This window comes from Streptomyces platensis, assembly GCF_008704855.1.
Classification (GTDB): domain Bacteria; phylum Actinomycetota; class Actinomycetes; order Streptomycetales; family Streptomycetaceae; genus Streptomyces; species Streptomyces platensis.
In genome coordinates, this window is the sequence record NZ_CP023691.1 from 3,019,145 (window position 1) to 3,041,742 (window position 22,598).

General features: G+C 72.2%; 17 protein-coding genes. 3 read left to right on the forward strand and 14 right to left on the reverse strand.

Going from position 1 to position 22,598, the window contains the following annotated elements; genetic code table 11:
• Window positions 1-59: 59 nt before the first annotated feature.
• Window positions 60-1,151: a M48 family metallopeptidase gene (locus CP981_RS13290; protein ID WP_085925642.1), complete on the forward strand. Its 1,092-nt coding sequence runs from the start codon at window positions 60-62 to the stop codon at window positions 1,149-1,151.
• A gap of 29 nt (window positions 1,152-1,180) precedes the next feature.
• Here CP981_RS13290 and CP981_RS13295 read toward each other — a convergent pair whose 3' ends face one another.
• The 5 genes from CP981_RS13295 to proB all read right to left on the reverse strand — a co-directional run bounded on the left by CP981_RS13295 (window position 1,181) and on the right by proB (window position 6,307).
• Entirely contained in the window at window positions 1,181-2,305 is a 1,125-nt protein-coding gene (locus CP981_RS13295; RefSeq protein ID WP_085925641.1) for an SCO2583 family membrane protein, read from the reverse strand.
• A 107-nt stretch (window positions 2,306-2,412) separates the two neighbouring features.
• The gene (locus tag CP981_RS13300; RefSeq protein WP_085925640.1) at window positions 2,413-3,054 is read right to left on the reverse strand and encodes an SCO2584 family spore wall biosynthesis protein; all 642 of its coding nucleotides are present in this window, start codon (window positions 3,052-3,054) and stop codon (window positions 2,413-2,415) included.
• Between the two features lie 61 nt (window positions 3,055-3,115).
• Window positions 3,116-4,384 (reverse strand): glutamate-5-semialdehyde dehydrogenase, encoded by a 1,269-nt coding sequence (locus CP981_RS13305; protein ID WP_085925639.1) that lies wholly within the window; start codon window positions 4,382-4,384, stop codon window positions 3,116-3,118.
• Window positions 4,385-4,456: 72 nt separating this feature from the next.
• Complete coding sequence (locus CP981_RS13310; RefSeq protein WP_085925638.1) at window positions 4,457-4,948, reverse strand: hypothetical protein; 492 nt, start codon at window positions 4,946-4,948, stop codon at window positions 4,457-4,459.
• A 240-nt stretch (window positions 4,949-5,188) separates the two neighbouring features.
• Window positions 5,189-6,307, reverse strand: coding sequence for a glutamate 5-kinase (gene proB / locus CP981_RS13315; RefSeq protein WP_085925666.1), 1,119 nt, complete (start codon window positions 6,305-6,307; stop codon window positions 5,189-5,191).
• Window positions 6,308-6,741: 434 nt separating this feature from the next.
• Between proB and CP981_RS13320 the strand changes: the two genes are divergently transcribed.
• The gene (locus CP981_RS13320; RefSeq protein WP_085925637.1) at window positions 6,742-8,829 is read left to right on the forward strand and encodes a hypothetical protein; all 2,088 of its coding nucleotides are present in this window, start codon (window positions 6,742-6,744) and stop codon (window positions 8,827-8,829) included.
• Window positions 8,830-8,959: 130 nt separating this feature from the next.
• Here the strand turns inward: CP981_RS13320 and obgE are convergent, their stop codons facing one another.
• From obgE to CP981_RS13365, 9 genes are all read right to left on the reverse strand, one after another.
• Window positions 8,960-10,396 (reverse strand): GTPase ObgE, encoded by a 1,437-nt coding sequence (gene obgE / locus CP981_RS13325; protein WP_085925636.1) that lies wholly within the window; start codon window positions 10,394-10,396, stop codon window positions 8,960-8,962.
• Between the two features lie 159 nt (window positions 10,397-10,555).
• Window positions 10,556-10,813: a 50S ribosomal protein L27 gene (gene rpmA, locus CP981_RS13330; RefSeq protein WP_085925635.1), complete on the reverse strand. Its 258-nt coding sequence runs from the start codon at window positions 10,811-10,813 to the stop codon at window positions 10,556-10,558.
• 14 nt (window positions 10,814-10,827) lie between these two features.
• The gene (gene rplU / locus CP981_RS13335; RefSeq protein ID WP_085925634.1) at window positions 10,828-11,148 is read right to left on the reverse strand and encodes a 50S ribosomal protein L21; all 321 of its coding nucleotides are present in this window, start codon (window positions 11,146-11,148) and stop codon (window positions 10,828-10,830) included.
• A 225-nt stretch (window positions 11,149-11,373) separates the two neighbouring features.
• Entirely contained in the window at window positions 11,374-15,168 is a 3,795-nt protein-coding gene (locus CP981_RS13340) for an Rne/Rng family ribonuclease (RefSeq protein ID WP_085925633.1), read from the reverse strand.
• Between the two features lie 219 nt (window positions 15,169-15,387).
• On the reverse strand, window positions 15,388-16,188 hold the full coding sequence (locus tag CP981_RS13345) for a TIGR03936 family radical SAM-associated protein (protein ID WP_085925632.1): 801 nt from the start codon (window positions 16,186-16,188) through the stop codon (window positions 15,388-15,390).
• Window positions 16,189-16,236: 48 nt separating this feature from the next.
• Window positions 16,237-17,454 (reverse strand): hypothetical protein, encoded by a 1,218-nt coding sequence (locus tag CP981_RS13350; RefSeq protein ID WP_085925665.1) that lies wholly within the window; start codon window positions 17,452-17,454, stop codon window positions 16,237-16,239.
• A 55-nt stretch (window positions 17,455-17,509) separates the two neighbouring features.
• Window positions 17,510-18,064, reverse strand: coding sequence for a GNAT family N-acetyltransferase (locus tag CP981_RS13355; RefSeq protein WP_085925631.1), 555 nt, complete (start codon window positions 18,062-18,064; stop codon window positions 17,510-17,512).
• A gap of 156 nt (window positions 18,065-18,220) precedes the next feature.
• The gene (locus tag CP981_RS13360; protein ID WP_085925630.1) at window positions 18,221-20,143 is read right to left on the reverse strand and encodes a TIGR03960 family B12-binding radical SAM protein; all 1,923 of its coding nucleotides are present in this window, start codon (window positions 20,141-20,143) and stop codon (window positions 18,221-18,223) included.
• 192 nt (window positions 20,144-20,335) lie between these two features.
• Window positions 20,336-21,964, reverse strand: coding sequence for a CYTH and CHAD domain-containing protein (locus CP981_RS13365; protein WP_085925629.1), 1,629 nt, complete (start codon window positions 21,962-21,964; stop codon window positions 20,336-20,338).
• A 182-nt stretch (window positions 21,965-22,146) separates the two neighbouring features.
• Here CP981_RS13365 and CP981_RS13370 point away from each other — a divergent pair, with 182 nt between their 5' ends.
• The gene (locus CP981_RS13370) at window positions 22,147-22,593 is read left to right on the forward strand and encodes an ATP-binding protein (RefSeq protein WP_085925628.1); all 447 of its coding nucleotides are present in this window, start codon (window positions 22,147-22,149) and stop codon (window positions 22,591-22,593) included.
• Window positions 22,594-22,598 lie beyond the last annotated feature (5 nt).

Sequence of the window (22,598 nt, forward strand, 5' to 3'; positions counted from 1 at the left end):
TCTCCTGTCGGTGGCGTCCTCTACTCTGAACACACGCAGTCGAACAGGGGGAGGCCCCAATGACGGAGAGCCCAGACGGCAGCGCGAACGTACCGAGCCGGGACCGGCGGCGATTCCCCGGAATCTCGTCGCGGTCGTACGAGCACCCGGCGGACCGCTCGGCGCTGGTGGCGTTGCGCAAGCTGAGCGGGTTCGACACCGTCTTCAAGACGCTCAGCGGCTTGTTGCCGGAGCGCAGCCTGCGGCTGCTGTTCCTGTCGGACTCGGTGCGGGTGGGCGACCAGCAGTTCGCGCACCTCAACGACATGCTGCGCGATGCCTGCTACATCCTGGACCTGGAGAAGGTCCCGCCGATGTACGTGAATCAGGACCCGCAGCCCAACGCCATGTGCATCGGCCTCGACGAGCCGATCATCGTGGTGACGACCGGCCTGGTCGAGCTGCTGGACGAGGAAGAGATGCGGGCGGTCATCGGCCACGAGGTCGGGCACGCGCTGTCCGGGCACGCGGTCTACCGCACGATCCTGCTGTTCCTGACGAATCTGGCGATGAAGGTCGCCTGGATCCCGCTGGGCAATGTCGCGATCATGGCGATCGTGACGGCGCTGCGCGAGTGGTTCCGCAAGTCGGAGCTGTCGGCGGACCGTGCCGGGCTGCTGGTCGGGCAGGATCTCCAGGCCTCGATGCGCGGTCTGATGAAGCTGGCCGGCGGCAATCATCTGCACGAGATGAATGTCGACGCCTTCCTGAAGCAGGCGGACGAGTACGAGTCCGGTGGCGATCTGCGCGACTCCGTGCTGAAGATCCTCAACCTGCTGCCGCGCAGCCACCCGTTCACGACCGTGCGGGCGGCCGAGCTCAAGAAGTGGGCGGCCAGCCGCGACTACCAGCGGATCATGGACGGCCACTACCCGCGCCGGGACGAGGACAAGGACACCTCGGTCTCCGACTCGTTCCGGGACTCCGCCTCCCACTACGCCGACTCGATGCGCAACAGCAAGGACCCGCTGATGGGCCTGGTGCGCGATATCGCGGGCGGCGCGGGCGACTTGGGCGGCAAGCTGCGCGACACGGTCTTCCGCGGCGGCGGGCGCCCCGACGGCTCGGGCGGCGCCAACGGAAGCGGTGGAGCGGGCGGCTCGGACGCCTAGGTCCTGGCCCGGGGCGTCCAGGCCAGGTTCTAGCGCATCGGATGGCTCGGCTTCGGCTGGGCCGAGGGTGCCAGCTCACCGCAGAGGGAGGGGTTGACCCGCTCCCTGGCGTAGGGGTCGGTGCCCGTGGGCCGGTCGTTGCCGGCGTGCTGTCCCGCGAACAGCGGGCGCAGCGCGTCGGCCGGCTTCGAGGAGCAGGTCAGCGGCCCGGCCTGAAGACTGCTCTGGAGCACTTCCAGGCGGTGGTCACTGAGGTTGTCGCGGGTCAGCCGGAAGTGCACCTCACGGCGGACGGTGACCAGCGAGGCGGCGCCCGCCGTGGGCTTGCCGATGCCCTGGCCCGATGCCGTGGCCGGCGCCCCCGGGGCGGGCCGGACCGCGTAGACGAAGGTGTAGTCGGCGGTCACATCGAGTGCGTCCGGGCTCAACTCCGAGGCGGACAGCGTGCCGTCGACCCGTACGTTCCGGTCGGCGAGCCGGGTCTGCCGCGGGTCGAAGCGGACCAGCCAACCGGTCGCGGCGTCGTGGCCGTTGTCGCCGGGGTGCGCCAGGCTGCGGTCGAACTGGTCGAGTTGGCGGGTGTCGAGCAGCAGCCGCACCGGCCGTACGGAGCCGCCGGTGAGGGTGGCCGGGTCCAGCGAGGAGCGGACGAGGTAGTCCTTCGCGATGGTCAGCGCGGAGACGATCTGGCCGTCGGAGAAGTGCTCGGTGCGGGCGACCGGGGGCAGATTGACGCCCGCGGCGCCGATCCGGTAATTCGCCGCGGGGCTGTGCGCGAAGAGATCCTCCGGTGTCGCGCCGGGCACCCGCCCGGCGGGGGCCAGCGGCACCACGGCGGAGCGCAGCGGCTGCGCCCGGACCGTCTCCGGGGTCTTGTAGGGGTGGCGTACGCCCATGTAGACGGCGGTACCGAAGGCGAGCACGATCAGCAGCATCAGCAGGATGGCCTGCCGGGAGCCGCCCAGCCGCCGCCAGGCGTGCCGGGTCTTGACGGCCGGCGAATGATGCTCACCGAGCCGCTCGTCCGCGGAGAACTCCTGAAGCCGCGCAGCCCGAACAAACGATTCGTCGAAGACGACGGATCGGTATTCGTCCTCACCGCCTCCCGGGGCGCCGTTGGGCGTCCCTTCCGGAGGGTCACCAGGCCCGGTCATACAACAAGAGTAGGTCTGCGGGGCCGAACGTAAACGCCGGGACGCCGGGCAACTTCACCGGACGAAACGGTTTCAGGCGTCCGATTTGCGGGAAGTGTGCCACGCCGTCAGTGCGGCCTGGGGACCGCCGAGAACGACGGTCTCAGGGGCTCCGCGGCCGGCGGTGACGGCAGGCCGGGGCGCGCCGTCCGGGCGCTGTCCGTGACAGGGGTGTCCATCCCGCTGGAGGTGGGTGCCGGGGCCGGGCTCTGGGTCCGCCCGGCGGAGCCCCGGTAGACGGCGCTGAAGGCCAGCGCGACCAGTCCGATGCCCATCACCACGGCCAGCACCCAGGCGACCGGCCGGTGCCAGCGGGTGCTGCTCCGGTAAGGACGCAGCGCACCGCCGTAGGGGCCGTACGGGTCAGGCGGCGGATAGTCGCCGTACTCGCCGTCCCCGTACTCTCCGTAATCGGCGTAGCCCTCGTAGTCATCGGCATCCCGGCTCCGGCGGCGGCCGCGCCCGTCCGGGTCGTCGCCCTCGGGGCCGAAACCGGGCCCGGAGCGGGCCGCCTCGGCCTCGGCGCGCGCCTCGGCGGCGGCCAGCATCCGCTCGACCGCGGAGGGCTCATGGATGCGGGCGGACCGGACGAATTCCTCGTCGAAGACCACGGAGGCGAATTCTTCGTCCGCTTTTCCGTGGCTCCCGTGGTGGTGCTCGTCGGGCTCTTCACCGTCCGGGAACGGCTTGCCCCCCACGTCGTCCGGCACCCGTCCAGGTTAGCCCCGGCCGGTCATTTTGGGCAGGGAGAACGGGGAATCCGGGGGACGTTCAGCGGGTGTGGCCGTCGCCCGTGACGATGTACTTCGTGGAGGTCAGTTCCGGCAGTCCCATGGGGCCGCGGGCGTGCAGCTTCTGCGTCGAGATGCCGATCTCCGCACCGAAGCCGAACTCGCCGCCGTCGGTGAAGCGGGTGGACGCGTTGACCGCGACGGTGGTCGAGTCGACCAACTGGGTGAAGCGGCGGGCGGCGGCCTGCGAGGTGGTGACGATCGCCTCGGTGTGACCGGAGGTCCAGCGCCGGATGTGCGCCACCGCCGCGTCCAGGTCGGGCACCACGGCGGCCGCGATGTCGTACGAGAGGTATTCGGTGGCCCAGTCCTCGTCGGTGGCGGGGGCCACCAGCCCGGGGCCCGCCTGCTGCCAGGCGGCGTCGCCGTGCACGATCACCCCGGCCTGGGTCAGCGCCTCCAGGGCGCGCGGCAGGAACTTCTCGGCGATCCCGGCGTGCACCAGCACCGTCTCGGCGGCGTTGCAGACGCTGGGCCGCTGGGCCTTGGAGTTGACCAGGATGTCGACGGCCATGTCGAGATCGGCGGCCTCGTCGACGTAGACGTGGCAGTTGCCGGTGCCGGTCTCGATGACCGGGACGGTGGACTCCTCGACGACCGTACGGATCAGGGACGCGCCGCCGCGCGGGATCAGCACGTCGACCAGGCCGCGGGCGCGCATCAGCTCCCGTACGGAGTCACGGCTCTCGCCGGGCACCAGCTGGACCGCGTCGGCGGGCAGCCCGGCGCTCTGGACGGCGTCGCGCAGCACGTCCACCAGAGCGCTGTTGGAGGCGTACGCGGAGGACGAGCCGCGCAGCAGCACGGCGTTGCCGGACTTCAGGCACAGGGCCGCGGCGTCCACCGTCACATTGGGCCGGGCCTCGTAGATGATCCCGATCACGCCGAGCGGGACCCGGACCTGCCGCAGGTCGAGGCCGTTGGCCAGGGTCGAGCCGCGCACCACCTCGCCCACCGGGTCGGGCAGCGCCACGACCTGGCGGACATCGGCGGCGATGGCCGCGATCCGCTCGGGGGTGAGGGTGAGCCGGTCCACAATCGACTCGGCGGTGCCCGCCGCCCGCGCCTTGGCGATGTCCTGGGCGTTGGCGGTGACGATCGCCTCGGTCCGCTCCACCAGGGCGTCGGCGATGGCCAGCAGCGCCGCGTCCCGGGCCGTACGCGGCAGTGGCGCCAGAACGGCGGCTGCCTCCCGCGCGCGGCGGGCGGTCTCGAGGACGGGCGAGGAGTGCGATGCGCTGCTGGTCATGGCCGCAGCCTAGCTGGGCGGCAGGCTGCGGCCACGCCGTATCTCACAGCGCGGGACGCGGAGGGCCGGTGGTCAGAACGGGTGGACGCCGACCGGGGAGGCCGGCGGCGGGCCGTACCCCTCCGCGAGGCGCTGGTGATACGTCTCACGGTCGATGACTTCCAGGCCGACGATCTCCCACGGCGGCAGCTTGGCCGTCGAGCGGTGCTCGCCCCACAGCCGCAGCGCGACCGCGGCGGCGTCGTGCAGGTCCCGCGCCTCCTCCCAGTAGCGGATCTCGGCGTGGTCGGTGGCGTAGCGGCTGGTCAGCAGGAACGGATGGTCGTGGGCGAGCTGCTCCAGCGCCCGCCGGACCTCGTTCAGCGGGGCCTTGGCTCCGGAGACGCTGAGCGTGATGTGCCACAGCCGGGACGCCTCCCGGCGGCCGCCCTCCGGTGCCTGGTGCGCGGCCCCGGGACGCTCCGCACTCCGCTCCTCGCCGGCCGCTTCCTCACCGGTTCCGACGCTGGTCAGTGTGCGCTCCGCCGTCCCTCGGGGCGGTGCCCCTGGGCGCCCTCGTCTCACCGGCGGCCTCCTGTGATGAGAATCGCTCCGCTCTTGGGGGGTGCGGAGTCGTCGTACCTCGGCGGATGCGCGTGCGCGCTGCGGGCGCCGCTCCCCTACGGCGCCCCCGCAACAAAGTTGACCAGCCCGCGGCCCGTCGCGGGGGCGTTTTCCCCAAGGTCTCCATGGAAAGGCCGGTCTTCACACCAGACCGGAGGGGCGGTTTTCGGCCGCCGGTGGAGGTCGTGCCAGGACGGGCCCTCAGGAGTGCAGCAGCACCAGATCGTCGCGGTGCACGACCTCCCGCTCATAGGCGGGGCCCAGCTCGCGCGCGAGATCGCGGGTCGAACGCCCCATCAATCGGGGGATTTCCCGGGCATCGAAATTGACGACGCCGCGGGCCACCGCGCGGCCCTCACCGTCCCGCAGCTCGACCGGGTCGCCGGCGGAGAACTCGCCCTCCACGGAGGCGATGCCGGCCGGCAGCAGCGAGGAACGGCGCTCGACGACGGCCCGTACCGCCCCGTCGTCCAGAATCAGCGCCCCGCGCGGGGTGGAGGCGTGCGCGAGCCACAGCAGCCGGTCGGCGGAGCGGCGGCCGGTGCGCAGGAAGTGGGTGCCGGTGGAGCCGCCGGCCAGGGCGTCCGCGGCGTGCACGGCGGAGGTCAGGACGACCGGGATACCGGCCGCGGCCGCGATCCGGGCCGCCTCGACCTTGGTGACCATGCCGCCGGTGCCGACGCCGGCCTTGCCCGCGCTGCCGATGGAGATGCCCTCCAGGTCCTTGGGCCCCTGGACCTCGGCTATCCGGGAGGTGCCGGGGGTGGCCGGATCGCCGTCGTAGAGGCCGTCCACGTCGGAGAGCAGGATCAGCAGGTCGGCGCGGACGAGGTGGGCGACCAGGGCCGCCAGCCGGTCGTTGTCGCCGAACCGGATCTCGTCGGTGGCGACGGTGTCGTTCTCGTTCACGATCGGTACGGCGCCCATGGCCAGCAGCTGGTCGAGGGTCCGGTAGGCGTTGCGGTAGTGGGCCCGGCGGCTGGTGTCGTCGGAGGTCAGCAGGACCTGGCCGACGCGGCGGCCGTAGCGGGCGAAGGAGGCGGTGTAGCGGGCGACCAGCAGGCCCTGGCCGACGCTGGCGGCGGCCTGCTGCCGGGCCAGGTCGCGGGGCCGTTTCGCGAGCCCCAGGGGCGCCAGACCGGCCGCGATGGCGCCGGAGGAGACCAGCACGATCTCCTTGTCCTGGTGCTTGGCCAGCACGTCCACCAGGGCGTCGACGCGGTCCGCGTCCAGTCCCCCCGCGGCCGTGGTCAGCGAGGACGAGCCGACCTTCACCACGATCCGGCGGGCGTCCTTCACGTCCTGCCTTGCGCCTGCCACCTGCATACCCCTGTACTCGCCGATCCCACCGCCGTACGGGGGACTCTGCCCGGCCCGCACCACGGCCCTACGGGCGCAATCTACGGCAGAGCGGGCCGCGGGCGCTTCGTGATATTGCCTGGCGGACGGCCTGTGAGACGGAGCCGGCCGGTCCCGGCGGGGGGAAAAGTGGCGCAGAATAGGGGCCGCGCTTCCCGTTCGCCCGATACCCGGCGAGGTTTTCCTTAAGAGAGAATCCGAGGCCAGCTGGTTGCGTTCGATTGATCCGCTTTCGCGGTGATGAGAGCCACAGCAGATTGTCACCAGGGCCAACAAGGTCATACGGTCGGGTGTCCATCGGTCCCGTTTCGCCGCTCCGGCGGCGTCGCAGCGCGGGACCCGGCCGCCCCCCTCGGCCTCTCCCTGACCTTTCGTGCTGCCAGGAGCCCTCCCCCGTGCCTTCCGCCGGAATCGTCCCCCGCCGAGCCGTACAGCTCGCGGCCCTCTTCGCGATGATGGTCGCCTTCACCGCGCAGCTCCTCGGTGCGCTGCTGCCCGTCATCCCGCTGTTCATCGCCGCATCCGTGGTCAACCTGGGTCTCGACCTGGTCCTCCAGCACAAGCAGCCCGGCCTGCTCGCGGTGCTCGGCCGGATCCGGTTCGACGTCACGGTGCGCCAGTTGCTGCGCGACATGCTGATACTGGTCGGCCTGCTGCACATCGACGGCATCAACCCGCTCGAGGAGCAGGCGCCGCTCACCATCACGCTGCTCCTCTTCTACGGCACCCACTTCGTGTGCCAGGCCGTCGCGGTGCTGGTCCGCCGGACCCGCAGCCTGCCGTTCGTCACCCGCAACATCGACGCGAGCGCGCTGCGGCTGACGGACGCCCCGCCGCGCATCCTCTCCCGCCAGACGGGCCGTCGCCTGCTGCGCTTCTCGGTGCCCACCACGACCGGCATGATGCTCACCGCGATCACCACCGACGCGTTCTGGGGCGGCATCGGCCTGGCCGTCTCCCTGGCCCTGTCCGCCGGCGGCACGCTCTACCTGGGCACCTGGCTGCTGCCGAAGAAGCGGGTGGCCAACGAGAAGCAGGCCCTGGAGTGGCTGGACAACTGGCTGGCGGAGTACCGGCCGACGGTCGGTATGTACTTCTCCGGCGGCTCCTCGTCCGCCTACCAGGCCAACATGTGGCTGAGCACCCTCGCCGGCCTGGACGGCAACCCGATCATCGTGCTGCGTGAGCGCTTCATGGTGCAGAAGATCGAGGCCACCGACGTGCCGATCGTCTGCATCCCCAAGGTCGCCAACCTGATGCGGCTGGAGCACTCCACGCTCAAGGTGCTGCTGCACCCGGCGAACTCCGGCAAGACCTCGCAGATCCTGCGCATCCCGTCCATCAAGCACGCCTTCACCAACCACGGTGAGAGCGACAAGCTGTCCTCCTGCAACCCGTACGCGAAGGCGTACGACGAGGTGTGGGTGGCGGGCCCGGCAGCCCGTGACCGCTACCAGCTCGCCGACATCGGCGTCGAGGACAAGGACGTCATCGAGGTCGGCCGCCCCCAGCTGGCCCCGATCAAGCCGTACACGGGCGCCCCGGCCGGCCGGCTGACGACCGTGCTGTACGCCCCGACCTGGGAGGGCTGGGACGGCAACCCGGGCAACACCTCGGTGATCCTGGCGGGCGAGAACATCGTCCGCGAGCTGCTCGCCGACGAGAACGTGCGGCTGCTGTACAAGCCGCACCCGATGACCGGTTCCGTGGACCCGCGGGCGGGCGCCGCCAACACCCGCATCCAGGCGATGATCGCGGAGGCGAACACCCGGCGCAGCGGAGCGCGGCCCGGCCCGGAGGCGGCCGCCGAACTGGCCCGCTGCGCCGAGGAGCTGAACGCGCTGACCACCTCCGCGTTCCGCAAGAGCGCGGACGAGCTGGAGCGGATGCGGCTCCAGGGCACCCCGGAGGAGGGCCGTGCCGCGGCCGTCGCGGCGGCCGTCACCGCCTGGGAAGAGGCGTACTGGAACTCCTTCCCCGAGTGGGAGCACCGCATCATCGTCACCGCCCGTCCCGGCATCTTCAGCTGCTTCAACGAGGCCGACGTGCTGATCAGCGATGTCTCCAGCGTCGTCTCCGACTACCTGACCAGCGAGAAGCCGTACGCGGTCGCCAACACCTCGGGGATGAGCGAGGACGACTTCCGGGTGAACTTCCCGACCGTGCGGGCGGCGACGATCCTCACGCCGGAGGCGGCGGAGGTGGCCGGTCTCCTCGACGCGGTCCGCAACCCGGAGAAGGACACCCTGGCCGCGGAGCGCGCCGAGCTCAAGGAGCATCTGCTGGGCCCGTCGGACCCGCCGTCGTCGGTCCGCTTCAACCAGGCGGCGCTGGCGCTGTGCACCAAGGCCGACGAGCGGCGCATCCGGATGGAGAACCGGCTGTCCGGTATCCCCGGTCAGCGCTCGCAGGAGGACGTGGACACCTCCGAGACGGCCGAGAACCAGGACAACGGCGCCTCGGACGCCACGGCCGCCGTCTAGGCCGCAGCGGGCCGCTGACGGCTTCGCGGAGCGCGACGGAGCGGCACGGCAAACGGGGAAGGCCCCCGGGAGGAGAACTCCCGGGGGCCTTCCCCGTTGCCGTGCGTGCCCTGGGCCGCCGGGCGGACCGTCAGAAGGGCCGGAAGCCGTCGTACTCCTCGTCGGCCTCGTCCCGTGCCACGTCCCGGTCCTTGCGGCGCTGCGCGGCCGGCCGGGGCGCCTCCATGCGGTGGTCCTCGCCGCGCCGTCCCAGCATCTCCGCACCGGCCGCCATCATCGGCTCCCAGTCGAAGACGACCGCGTTGTCCTCGGGGCCGATGGCGATGCCGTCGCCCGCGTGCGCGCCCGCCTTGCGCAGCTGGTCCTCGACACCGAGGCGGTTGAGGCGGTCGGCGAGGTAGCCGACGGCCTCGTCGTTGTTGAAGTCGGTCTGGCGGACCCAGCGCTCGGGCTTCTCGCCGCGCACGCGGAAGAAGTTCTCGCCCTCTTCCGTGACCGTGAAGCCGGCGTCGTCAACGGCCTTGGGCCGGATGACGATACGGGTGGCTTCCTGCACGGGCTTGGCGGCGCGGGCCTTGGAGACCACGTCGGCGAGCGCGAAGGACAGCTCCTTCAGGCCCATGTGGGCGACCGCGGAGACCTCGAACACGCGGTAGCCGCGCTCTTCCAGGTCGGGGCGGATGATGTCGGCGAGGTCCTTGCCGTCCGGGACGTCGATCTTGTTGAGGACGACCATCCGGGGCCGGTTGTCCAGACCGCCGTACTGCTTGAGCTCTTCCTCGATGGTGTCGAGGTCGGAGACCGGGTCACGGTCGGCCTCCAGGGTCGCGGTGTCCAGGACGTGTACGAGCACCTCGCAGCGCTCGACGTGCCGCAGGAACTCCAGGCCCAGGCCCTTGCCCTGGCTCGCGCCGGGGATCAGACCGGGGACGTCCGCGATCGTGTAGACGGTCGAACCGGCCGTCACCACACCGAGGTTGGGCACCAGGGTGGTGAAGGGGTAGTCGGCGATCTTGGGCTTCGCGGCGGAGAGCACCGAGATCAGCGAGGACTTGCCGGCGCTCGGGTAGCCGACCAGCGCGACATCCGCGACGGTCTTGAGCTCCAGCACGATGTCGCGGGCCTCACCGGGCTCGCCGAGCAGCGCGAAACCGGGCGCCTTACGGCGGGCCGAGGCCAGCGCGGCATTGCCGAGGCCGCCGCGGCCGCCCTGGCCGGCGACGAAGGTGGTGCCCTGGCCGACGAGGTCGGCGAGCACATTGCCCTCGCGGTCCAGGACGACGGTGCCGTCGGGGACCGGCAGGACCAGGTCCTGGCCGTTCTTGCCGGAGCGGTTGTCGCCCGCGCCCGGCTGGCCGTTGGTGGCCTTGCGGTGCGGGTGGTGGTGGTATTCGAGAAGTGTGGTGACGTCCTGGTCGACCACCAGGGTCACATCGCCGCCACGGCCGCCGTTGCCGCCGTCCGGGCCGCCCAGCGGCTTGAACTTCTCCCGCATCACGGAGGCCACGCCGTGGCCTCCGTTACCCGCGGCGACGTGCAGCTCGACGCGGTCCACGAAGGTGGTCATGGTGGGGGTGCCTCCAGGTAACTACGGGTATGTCGCTTTACTTGCGCGCATGTCTCTGTACTAACACGCAAGGGCGGACCGGCCTTCCCGCTGTCGCGGGAGAAGGCGGTCCGCCCCTGAGTGGTGCTGATGCTGAGCTATCGCTCGGTCAGGCCGTGATTACTCGGCGACCGGAACGATGTTCACGACCTTGCGGCCACGGTGGGTGCCGAACTGCACCGCGCCGGACGCAAGGGCGAACAGGGTGTCGTCGCCGCCACGGCCGACGCCCGTGCCGGGGTGGAAGTGGGTGCCACGCTGGCGGACCAGGATCTCACCGGCGAGGACGGCCTGACCGCCGAAGCGCTTCACGCCGAGCCGCTGAGCATTGGAATCGCGACCGTTCCGAGTGGACGATGCGCCCTTCTTATGTGCCATGTCTCCTCAGTCCCTTACTTCGCCGGAGCGTCGATGCCGGTGATCTTCAGCGCCGTGTGGAGCTGGCGGTGGCCGATCCGCTTCTTGTAACCGGTCTTGTTCTTGTACTTCTGGATCCGGATCTTGTCGCCCTTGTGGTGGTCGACGACCTCGCCCTGGACCTTCACGCCGGCCAGGACCCACGGGTCGCTGGTGACAGCGTCACCGTCGACGACCAGCAGCGTGGAGAGCTCGACGGTGTCGCCGACCTTGCTGGTGGAGATGCGGTCAATCTCGATGACGTCGCCAACAGCAACCTTCTGCTGGCGTCCGCCGGTGCGCACGATCGCGTACACGCGGAACTCTCTTTCGCTAGGAACGGATCCTCTGATGCCAGCCGCTCACACGGGCTCGGGATAGGGCCCGTGGAATCCGAATGGACGAGCGGCCTCCCTCGGCGGACCGAGAGGTGTTTGCTCAGGGGTTTGGTGTCACAGACACCGACGGTCAAGGTTACGGGGCCTTGACCAGGGGGTCAAACCGGCCCCGGACCGCCTGCGGTCCGGGGCACGGCCGACTGCTCAGTCCTCCGCGGAAGCCGACACCGACGGCACCGAGGGCTGCTCGGCGGCAGCGGTCTTCTTGGCCGCCGCCTTCTTCGTCGTCGTCTTCTTCGCGGTGGTCTTCTTCGCCGTGGCCTTCTTGGCGGTGGTGGTCTTCTTCGCCGCCGTCTTCTTGGCCGTGGTCTTCTTCGCGGTGGTCTTCTTGGCCGCCGCCTTCTTCGTCGTCGCCTTCTTCGCGGTCTTCTTGGCCGCGGGCTCCGCCTCGGCGCCCTCGGCGGGCTCCGCGGGCTCGGCCGGCGCCGGCTCGGTGACCGGCTCAGCCGCCGGGGCGGCGATCACGACGGTGGCCGTGGAGTCGTCGGACACCTGCGGGGCGGCCACCTTACGGGTCACCCGGCGGCGCGGACGGGCCGGCGCGGGCTCCGCGACCGGTGCCTCCGCGGCCAGCGCCTCGGCGACCGGCTCCGGAGCGGGCTCCGGCTCGGGCGCCGCCACCGGCTCGGCCGGCACGACGATCTCGGCGGGCTCCGTGGCCTTCGGGGCGCCCGCCGGAGCAGATGCCTTCCGGCTCGCCCGGCGGCGGCCACGGCCACGCGAGGCGGCCGCCTCGGCCTCGGCCGGGCTGCTGAACCACTCGTCGGCCTCGGCCACCGCGGGCTGAAGCTCGGCCTCCGTCACGGCGACGGGCTCCAGCTCCGGCGTGGCACCGTCCGGGGTCGGCGCGACCTCTGCCTCGTGGACGTGCGGCTCGGCCTTCTCGGCCTTGCCCTTCTTCTTGCGCTTGCCACCGCCGCCGGCCGTCGTCGGCTGGTCCATGTGGACGATGACGCCACGGCCGTTGCAGTGCACACACGACTCGGAGAAGGACTCCAGCAGGCCCTGGCCGACCCGCTTACGGGTCATCTGGACCAGGCCGAGCGAGGTGACCTCGGCTACCTGGTGCTTGGTCCGGTCCCGGCCCAGGCACTCCAGCAGGCGCCGCAGCACCAGGTCCCGGTTGGACTCCAGCACCATGTCGATGAAGTCGATCACGATGATGCCGCCGAGGTCGCGCAGCCGCAGCTGGCGCACGATCTCCTCGGCCGCCTCCAGGTTGTTCCTGGTGACCGTCTCCTCGAGGTTGCCGCCCTGGCCGGTGAACTTCCCGGTGTTGACGTCGACCACGATCATGGCCTCGGTCCGGTCGATCACCAGCGAACCACCGCTGGGCAGCCAGACCTTGCGGTCCAGCGCCTTCATCAGCTGCTCGTCGATGCGGTACGTCGCGAAGACATCGACGTCCGAGGTCCACTTCTGGAGCCGGTCGACGAGGTCCGGGGCGACATGCGCGACATAGCCGTGGATGGTCTCCCAGGCGTCGTCACCGCTGACGATGACCTTGGAGAAGTCCTCGTTGAAGATGTCGCGGACGACCCGGACGGTCATGTCCGGCTCGCCGTAGAGCAGGGTCGGCGCGCTGGAGCTGTTGCTCTTGGCCTTCTTCTGGATCTCTTCCCACTGGGCCTGGAGCCGCTGGACGTCGCGTGCCAGCTCCTCCTCGCTCGCCCCCTCGGCTGCGGTACGCACGATGACGCCCGCGTCCTCGGGGACGATCTTCTTGAGGATCTGCTTCAGCCGCGCCCGCTCGGTGTCGGGCAGCTTGCGGCTGATGCCGGTCATCGAGCCCTCGGGCACGTAGACCAGGTAGCGGCCGGGGAGCGAGACCTGGCTGGTGAGCCGGGCGCCCTTGTGGCCGATCGGGTCCTTGGTGACCTGCACCAGCACGGACTGGCCCGACTTCAGCGCGGTCTCGATCCGGCGCGGGCCGTTGGCCATGCCCAGCGCCTCGAAGTTGACCTCACCGGCGTAGAGCACGGCGTTGCGGCCCTTGCCGATGTCGACGAACGCGGCCTCCATCGACGGCAGGACGTTCTGCACCTTGCCGAGGTAGACATTGCCGACGTACGAGGTCGCCTGCTCCTTGTTGACGAAGTGCTCCACGAGCACGTTGTCCTCAAGGACGCCGATCTGGGTGCGCTCGCCGCTCTGGCGGACGACCATCACCCGCTCGACGGCCTCGCGGCGGGCCAGGAACTCCGCCTCGGTGATGATCGGCACCCGGCGACGGCCCTGCTCGCGGCCTTCCCGGCGGCGCTGCTTCTTGGCCTCCAGACGCGTCGACCCCTTGATCGACTGCACCTCGTCGGCGCTGGTGCTCTCGTCCTTCTTACGGGGCTCACGGACCTTGACGACCGTACGCTCCGGGTCATCGGCACCGCCGGCCTCTGCCTCGGCAGGCTCACCGGTCCGGCGACGCCGGCGACGGCGACGGCGGCTGCTGCTGGAACCGCCGGCCGACTCCTCGGCCTCGTCCTGCTCCTCGGCGGCCTGCTCCTCGGCCTCCTCGGCCTCCGCCTCCGGGGCCTCCCGCTCGTCGGCGGCCTCGTCGGCGCCGTCGGCGGACTCACCGCGACGACGGCGGCGGCCACCACGGCGGCGGCGGCGCGAGGGGCGGTCGGCGGACTCGTCCTCGCCGCGGCCGCCCTCTGCCTGCTCGGCCTCCGGCTCTGCTTCGGCTGCGGCTTCTTCGTCGGCCGCGGGCTCCTCGGCCGGGGCGGCGGCGACCTGCTCGGGCTCGGCCGGGGCGCCACGACGGCGACGGCGGCGCGCACCCGCGGCGGGCTGCTCCTCCACGGCCGGCTCGGCCGGGGTCTCCTCCTGCTGGGCCGCGGCAGCGGCGGCGGCCGCGGTCTCCGGCGTCTGGAACATCGGCTCGGTGAAGACCGGCGCCTGGAAGACGGCGGTCGGGGGGCGCTGCGCACGGCGGCGGCCGCGCTGCGGTGCCTCCGTCGCGGGCTCCTCCTCGGCACGGGGCGCCTCGGCGGCCGGCTCCGCGGCACGCTCGCCACGGCGGCGCGCCCGGCGGCGGGGCGCCTCGGCGGTCGCGTCCTCGGCGGCCGGTGCCTGCGCGGGCTCCGCTGCCGCGGGCTCCTCGGCCGTCTCGGCGGCCTGCGGCGCGTCCGAGGCGGCGGTGGTCTTACGGGTGGCGCGACGACGCGTCCGGGCGGGCTTGGCCTCCTCGACGGGGGCGGGCGCCGCCTCCTCGTCCTCGGCGGCCGGGGCGGCGGGGGCCACGTCCGCGGCGGCGGCCTCGTCGGCGGCGCTCGCCTGGGGGGCGCCGGCCGGAGCGGTGACCTTACGGGTGGCCCGGCGGCGGGTGCGGCGCGGTGCCGCCTCCTCCTGCGGCGCCTCGGCGGCCGTCTCGGCGGCGGCCTCGGCGGGGGCGGGCGCCTCGCCGGTCGCGGACGCCTCGGCGACCACCGGCTCCGGGGCGGCCTCGGTCTGCGGGGTACCGGCGGGGGCGGTCACCTTGCGGGTCGCCCGGCGGCGGGTGCGGCGCGGTGCCGCCTCCTCCTGGGGTGCCTCGGCAGGCGTCTCGACGGCGACGGCCGGGGCCTCGGCCGTCTCGGCCTCGTCGGCCTCTTCCTCAGCGGTCTCGGCCTCGGCGGCCGGCTGCGGGGCGCCGGCCGGGGAGGTGACCTTGCGGGTCGCCCGGCGGCGGGTACGGGCCGGCTTGGCCTCGTCGCCGGTGGTCACCGCGGCCGCGGTGCTCTCCTCGGCGAGGGCCGGGTCCGCCGCGGGCGCGGCGGTGGCCTCGGTGCTCATCACCGCGGCCTCGGCGGCGGCACCGGCCGCCGGCGGACCGGCCGGCCGGGATGCCGCGCGGCGCCGGCGGCGCGGCGGCAGCGTGTCGCTGGGTGAGTGGTTGTTGTTGTCGTCAGCACCGCGATCCTGGGAATGCGTGGATCCGGTGGGCTCAATGGGCTCGAGCATGCGGGCGGTTCTCCCGTCACGCTCCCGGGCGCCGCGCCTGATTCCGGCCGCGGTCCGCGTGATGAGCGCGGTCCCGCTGTCCGGGGCGTGGGCGCCGCACGGGAGCTGTCGTCTCGCTCGTCGGCCCCGGTAGGGCGGGACCGGCGAAAGTCTCCTGGTCAGTGCGTCTGCCGGACCGGGGTGGCTCCCTGGTTGATCGGCGACGCGACGACGGCAGTCCTACGCAGTACCTTCCCCGGCTGCCGGGGAGGCCCCACTTGTCGCCTTCGCGGCACTCAGCCCGGCGGCCGTGGATGGGGCGGCCGTGGCAGCGTCGCGGTCGGGCGCTAGCGGGTCAGTCACCGCGCCGGTCTCCTCATCGAGCAGCCCCTGCGCCAGCCTGGTCACCGCAGCGGGGACCGGCGGCGCCAGGTCGGCCGTAGCTCGGAGGCCGGACAGGACGTCGTCGGGTCGAACGGCAGGTGTCAGATGCCGAACAACCAGCCGCAGTATCGCACAGGCATTGCCGTCGGGCCTATCGCCCTCGCGACCGGCGGCCTCCAGACGCGCCACCGCGGCCCGTGCGTCAAAGGTCCGCATGCCGTTTTTCGTCCGGCGCTCGACCTGCACCTCTTCCGCGGCGAGGAACGCCTCGACGGCGTGCCCGGCGGTCTCCGGCGCGACCCCGTCGAGCCGGATCTCCCACACCGAGGCCTCCAGGCGGTCGGCCAGGCCACTGGTGCGGGACTCCACGGCGTCGATCACATCGAGCCCGTCCGGCAGCGACTCGTTGAGGAGTTCGCGCAGCTTGTCCGGATCGCGGCGCTCGGCGAGCTGGATCTCCAGATACTCGGCCTCGCTGCCCGTACCGGTCGGGGCGGCGTTGGCGTACGACACCTTGGGGTGCGGGGTGAAGCCCGCGGAATAGGCCATGGGGACCTCGGCGCGGCGCAGCGCCCGCTCGAAAGCGCGCTGGAAGTCGCGGTGGCTGGTGAACCGGAGGCGGCCGCGCTTGGTGTAGCGCAGTCGGATGCGCTGCACCGCCGGTGCGGGCGGCGGGCCTTCGGGCTGTCGCTTGCCCAGTGTCGTTCAGTCCTTCGTGAGTGCGGTCGTACTGCTACCAAGAGTACGTGTCCCGGGGGCTCCCGGTTCCCGGCGGGGCGGAACGGCGGCCGCGCGCTGCGGCTCCCCGGGGGCGCCGAACAGGGCCCGCCGGAGCTCCTGACGGGTCTGCCGGACGGTCTCGCGGGCGGTGCGCAGCGCCTGCCGGGCGGGGCGCCAGATGCCGTTCCGGATGCCGTGGCCGAGTGGGGTGAGCACGGTGCGGTAGACCCAGCGCACCGGCTCGACGAAGACCCACCGCAGCACCGTGCCGAGGAACCGGCCGACGGCCCGGGAGATGATCCCGGCGACCCGCCAGCAGTGCCCGAAGGCCGCCCCGACCTCACGGACGACCACCGTCACCACGGCGGCCAGCGCCCGCCCGGCCGGCAGCAGCACATACCGCCACAGGGCGACCAGCGGCACGACCAGGATCCACCGGACGAGGGTCGCGAGCACGGTGCCGATTCCGCGCACCAGCCAGACGATCCCGTGCCCGAGGGGCGTCAGCACCGAGGCGTACAGCCACCGGGCGGGGACCACCACCAGATACCGCACCGACCACGCCACCACCACAGCGACGCCCCGACCCACCGGCGCCACCACATACCGCCACAACGCCACCCACGGCCACACGAACAACGCCTTGCCCGACCACACCAGCCCCACGCCCAGGCCACGCATCAGCCAGGCGATCCCCCTCCCGACCGGCGTCAGCACCGAGACATACAGCCACCGGGCAGGCACCACCACCAGATACCGCACCAACCACGCCACCACCACAGCGACGCCCCGACCCACCGGCGCCACCACATACCGCCACAACGCCACCCACGGCCACACGAACAACGCCTTGCCCAACCACACCAGCCCCACGCCCAGCCCGCGCACCAGCCAGGCGATACCCCGCCCGACCGGCGTCAGCACGGACCGCCGGAACCACCCCAGCGGGGCCACGACGAGCGTGCGCCAGGTCCAGGCCACGGGTATGACGACGAGGGTGTGCCACAGCCAGGCGAGGCCACGGCCGAGGGGGCGCAGCGCGGTCCGGTGGACGGCGCGGCCGAGGGCGGCCAGCGCATCCCACACCAGACGCACCGGCACCACGAGCACCAGCACCACGATCCGCACCGGAAGCCGGACCGCAGTGGTCAGACAGCCCTCGCCCGGCTCGTAGCGCTCGGGCACCCGCCGGTCCTTGTCCATGGGCTCCACAGGGCCCTCCCCCTTGTACTTCGGTACGTCAGATGTGCCGTGACGGCTACGGCCCGGCGGTGGCCGCGGCCGGGTGGAACCAGTAGCGCAGCTTGTCGTCCCGCTGGTCCTCGAAGATCCCGCCACAGGCCTCGATGACCCTACGTGAGGCGGTGTTGGTGTCGTCGCAGGTGACCAGCACGGGGTCGATGCCCAGCTCGTGATGGGCGACCGGCAGCGCGGCGCGCAGCATCGCGGTGGCATGACCACACCGCCGGGCACCGGGACGTACCCCGTAGCCGATATGGCCGCCCCAGGTGTGGAGCGAGGGGGTGAGCCGGTGGCGGAAGGTGACCCGGCCCAGATAGGTGTCGCCGTCCACCCACCAGCGGGTGCTCAGCGGGACCACGCCGTCGACGCGCTCCTCGCTCGACACCCCGCCGGTCTGCCCGACGTATTCGGCGAACCCCTCAGCGGTCACCCAGCGGGTGGCCCACGTCCTCAGCTCCTGGGCCATGCGGGAGTGCGCAACTGTCTCGGCGCCGTCGTCCCGGAACTCGTCCATCGCGGCGAGGAAGGAGGCGTGGACGGCGACGGTGGGTGCGATGAGCTGTGGTGACATCGCCTCATTGTGCGGGAGTACGCGACAGCCCGGCCACCCGCAGGGTGCGGGGGCCGGGCCGAAGTGGCGTGCGGGAAGCGCTGCTTGACGATGACGGCCGGCGGACGCCGTGGTCCACCGCCGCTCACGCGAGGCGGAACCGTGCCGTTCAGGCGGTCACTTGACCGTCAGCGGCAGCAGCTTCTTGCCCGTTGGGCCGATCTGGATCTCGGTGTCCATCTGGGGGCAGACGCCGCAGTCGAAGCACGGGGTCCAGCGGCAGTCCTCGACCTCGGTCTCGTCGAGCGAGTCCTGCCAGTCCTCCCAGAGCCAGTCCTTGTCGAGACCGGAGTCCAGATGGTCCCAGGGCAGGACCTCCTCGTACTCGCGCTCACGGGTGGTGTACCAGGCGACGTCCACCCCGAACGAGGGCAGCGTCTCCTCGGCGGCCTTCATCCAGCGGTCGTAGGAGAAGTGCTCGCGCCAGCCGTCGAAGCGGCCGCCGCCCTCGTAGACGGCGCGGATGACCGAGCCGATGCGGCGGTCACCGCGGGAGAGCAGGCCCTCGACGATGCCGGGCTTGCCGTCGTGGTAGCGGAAGCCGATGGAGCGGCCGTACTTCTTGTCGCCGCGGATCTTGTCGCGGAGCTTTTCGAGCCGGGCGTCCGTCTCCTCCGCCGACAGCTGCGGCGCCCACTGGAACGGGGTGTGCGGCTTGGGGACGAAGCCGCCGATGGAGACCGTGCAGCGGATGTCGTTCTGCCCGGAGACCTTGCGGCCCTCGGCGATGACCTTGACGGCCATGTCGCCGATCTGGAGCACGTCCTCATCGGTCTCGGTCGGCAGACCGCACATGAAGTACAGCTTCACCTGCCGCCAGCCGTTGCCGTAGGCCGTGGAGACGGTCCGGATCAGGTCTTCTTCGGAGACCATCTTGTTGATGACCTTGCGCATCCGCTCCGAGCCGCCCTCGGGCGCGAAGGTCAGACCCGAGCGACGGCCGTTGCGCGTCAGCTCGTTGGCAAGATCGACGTTGAAGGCGTCGACGCGGGTCGACGGGAGCGACAGGCCGATCTTGTCTTCCTCGTACCGGTCGGCGAGTCCCTTCGCGAGGTCGCCGATCTCGGTGTGGTCCGCGGAGGACAGCGACAACAGGCCGACCTCCTCGAATCCCGTGGCCTTCAGCCCCTTGTCCACCATGTCGCCGATGCCGGTGATGCTTCGCTCCCGTACAGGGCGCGTGATCATGCCGGCCTGGCAGAAACGGCAGCCGCGGGTGCAGCCACGGAAGATCTCGACCGACATCCGCTCATGGACGGTCTCGGCCAGGGGGACGAGCGGCTGCTTGGGGTAGGGCCACTCGTCGAGGTCCATGACGGTGTGCTTGGACACCCGCCACGGGACGCCGGAGCGGTTCGGTACGACGCGGGAGATCCGCCCGTCGGCCAGATACTCGACGTCGTAGAACTTGGGGACGTAGACGCTGCCGGTCTTCGCGAGGCGGAAGAGGAGTTCGTCGCGCCCTCCGGGGCGGCCCTCGTTCTTCCAGGCGCGGATGATCTCGGTGATCTCCAGCACCGCCTGCTCGCCGTCGCCGACGACCGCGCAGTCCAGGAAGTCCGCGATCGGCTCGGGGTTGAAGGCCGCGTGGCCGCCGGCGAGGACGATCGGGTGGTCCTCGGTGCGGTCCTTGGCCTCCATCGGGATGCCGGCCAGGTCGAGTGCCGTGAGCAGGTTGGTGTAGCCCAGCTCGGTCGAGAAGGAGACGCCGAGGACGTCGAAGGCGCCGACGGGGCGGTGCGCGTCGACGGTGAACTGCGGGACGCCGTGCTCCCGCATCAGCGCTTCGAGGTCCGGCCACACGCTGTACGTGCGCTCGGCCAGCACGCCCTCACGCTCGTTGAGGACCTCGTAGAGGATCATGACGCCCTGGTTGGGCAGACCGACCTCGTAGGCGTCCGGGTACATGAGCGACCACCGCACGTCACAGGAGTCCCAGTCCTTGACGGTGGAGTTCAGCTCACCGCCGACGTACTGAATGGGCTTCTGCACATGCGGGAGCAGGGCCTCGAGCTGCGGGAAGACCGACTCGGCAGACATCTCGAACCTTTGTGAGCTGGCAGGGGGCGACTCTCAAGCGTAACCGCTCGGAGCCGCCCCCCAGGACGGCGGCCGGGCACCCCCGCGATGGCGGGGAGCACAGGGGCCGGTGCGCTTCGCCACGCGTCCCACGGGGTCGCCCTCGCATCGGCGGAGCTGCTCGCACCGGTCACACGGCCGCGAGCCGGCAGGTCACGGCCGCAGCGCGGCCCGGTGCTTACGGCGCGAGGCCTTCCGCCACACGTCCGGCAGGGCCCGCTCCCGGTCCGCCGCCAGGGCCTCCTCGCGCCCGTACAGCAGCCCGAAGGTGAAGCCGCCCTCACCGGCCCGCTGGGCCTGGGTCGCCAGCTCGCGCAGTGCGCCGCGCGCCACCACGCTGTCCTGGTGGTCCCCCAGCAGCTGCTGGACCCGCTTGGTCCGCTTGGCGAACTTCTTCGCCGGCCGGCCGAGCGCCGGGCGGGCCGCCTCCGCCGCGTACCGGGTGCGCTTGGCCGCCTTGCGGGCACCGTGCAGCGCCTCGTCCCGCTCCCGTCCGGCGGAGGCGGCCAGCGCGGCCTCCGTACGGCGGGCCAGCCGCCGGTAGTCCTTGAGCACGGCCCCGGCCGCGACCTCGGGCGCCGGGCGCCCGGCGGCCTTCCGCAGCGGCGGCTCCTCCAGGAAGGCGTGCAGGGTCTTCAGCAGCGCCAGGTAGCGCGGCCCGTCCAGGACGTCGAGCAGCCGGTCCCGCGCGCCGGCCCGTTGCCGTTCGGACCAGATGCGCAGCCGGGCGTCCACGGGGCCGAGCCGTAGCGTCCCGGGCAGCTCGGCCAGCCCCTCCCGCAGCCGCTCGGTCAGCACCTCGCGATCCCGCTCCACCCCCAACTCGGCTGCCAGCCACTTGAGTTCGACGCCGATCGGCTGGGTGGCGGCGCGGTCGAGCACCTTGGTGTACGAGCGGAAGGCGCTGCGCAGCCGGCGGGTGGCGACCCGCATCCGGTGCACCGCGTCGGGCAGATCCCGCCGTACCGCGGGATCCAGCTCGGTGATCACCCGCACCTGCTCACGGGCATAGCGCAGCACGACATCACCGGCGGTCGGCCCCTTCTTCCCGCGCTTCCCGGCGCCCTTGCCCTTCGCCTTGACCGCGGCCTTGCCGGAGCCATGGACGAGCCGCTCGTCCGGCCCGGCGGCGTGCGGCGCGGCCCCGTCGCGGCTCTGGCCCGTCTCGGCCAGCGCCCGGGCCAGCTTCGACGCCGCGGAGGCGGGACGCACTCCCGCCGCGGTCAGCGCCCGGCCGACCTCGTCCAGCAGCCCGGCGCCGCCGTCGCCGACCAGTTCCACCTCGATCTCGCGCCAGCGGGCCCCGGGGCGCCCCGCGCCGGCCGTCCCGGCGTCCACGGCCCCGGCCGCCGGCCAGGCGTGCACCGCGTCCTCCGCCACCTCCGCGAGCGGGGTGCCCGCGGCGTCCTTCAGCACCCGGACCGTGCGCCGCGTCCGCAGCCGTACGACGGCGACCAGTTCGCCGTCCAGCACCCGGGACCGTACGAGCGCGGTCAGCTCCGGGGGCGGCGTCTCGGACAGCGGCGCCCGCAGCTCGTCGCGCACCCCGGGGGCGACCGGCAGCTTCAGATGCCAGCCCGCGTCCCGGCCGCCGGTACGTCTGCGCAGCGTGATGCCGGCGGCGGCCAGGCGCTGGTCGGCGGTGTCGTAGTAAACGGCGTCGAGATCCTCGGTGCCTGCCTCCGCCACGGCGGTGACCCGGTCGATCCCGGCCAGGTCGGGCAGCCGGGTGTCGTCGTCGGCTTCGTACTTCCGCTCGATTTCCCGCACGGTGTCCGCCATGCATCGAATCTAGTCACCCGCTCCGGAAGGGACCACCCGCCGGAGCCGGGAAGGCGCCAGGGGGCCGGAAACCGCCGGAGCGGGTAGCACTCGCCGTAGGACGTGACTTACCGTGTGTGACTAGCCCGCCACGCAGAGTGGCAATGGGCGCGCACTCGACCCCTTCGGGGAGGGAGACACCCGTGCACCCCCAGACCGCACCCGTCACCCGGCCATCCATCCGCGTCGCGGCAGGCGCCCGCCCGCATCTCCTGAGCACGCCGAGCACCCCCCGCGCCCCGAAGGCGGCCCGCGACTTCGTCCGCGCGGTGCTGCGCCGCACTCCGCTCGCCCCGCTCGCCGACACCGCGGTGCTGCTCACCTCGGAGGCGGTGACCAGCGCCCATCTGCGGACGCCGCGGTCCGCGGACATCCTGCTGCGGCTGCTGACCGCCGGGCACGGCCTGCGGATCAGCGTGCACGACGAGGCGCCGGTCCGGATCCCCCGGCCGGCCGCGGTGACCGGTGAGCGGGACGCCGATCTCGGGCTGCTGCTGACCGGCGAGCTCTCCGACGACTGGGGCACCACCCCGTTCGGCGGGCTGCCGCGGTCCCCCTCGCTCTGGTTCGAACTGCACCTCAAGCACTGACGCGC

Excerpts from the sequence above, each read along its gene's own strand:
- CP981_RS13290 (WP_085925642.1), top strand. The coding sequence starts at position 60 with ATGACGGAGAGCCCAGACGGCAGCGCGAACGTACCGAGCCGGGACCGG.
- CP981_RS13295 (WP_085925641.1), bottom strand. The coding sequence starts at position 2,305 with ATGACCGGGCCTGGTGACCCTCCGGAAGGGACGCCCAACGGCGCCCCG.
- CP981_RS13305 (WP_085925639.1), bottom strand. The coding sequence starts at position 4,384 with ATGACCAGCAGCGCATCGCACTCCTCGCCCGTCCTCGAGACCGCCCGC.
- obgE (WP_085925636.1), bottom strand. The coding sequence starts at position 10,396 with ATGACCACCTTCGTGGACCGCGTCGAGCTGCACGTCGCCGCGGGTAAC.
- rpmA (WP_085925635.1), bottom strand. The coding sequence starts at position 10,813 with ATGGCACATAAGAAGGGCGCATCGTCCACTCGGAACGGTCGCGATTCC.
- CP981_RS13340 (WP_085925633.1), bottom strand. The coding sequence starts at position 15,168 with ATGCTCGAGCCCATTGAGCCCACCGGATCCACGCATTCCCAGGATCGC.
- CP981_RS13350 (WP_085925665.1), bottom strand. The coding sequence starts at position 17,454 with ATGGACAAGGACCGGCGGGTGCCCGAGCGCTACGAGCCGGGCGAGGGC.
- CP981_RS13355 (WP_085925631.1), bottom strand. The coding sequence starts at position 18,064 with ATGTCACCACAGCTCATCGCACCCACCGTCGCCGTCCACGCCTCCTTC.
- CP981_RS13360 (WP_085925630.1), bottom strand. The coding sequence starts at position 20,143 with ATGTCTGCCGAGTCGGTCTTCCCGCAGCTCGAGGCCCTGCTCCCGCAT.
- CP981_RS13365 (WP_085925629.1), bottom strand. The coding sequence starts at position 21,964 with ATGGCGGACACCGTGCGGGAAATCGAGCGGAAGTACGAAGCCGACGAC.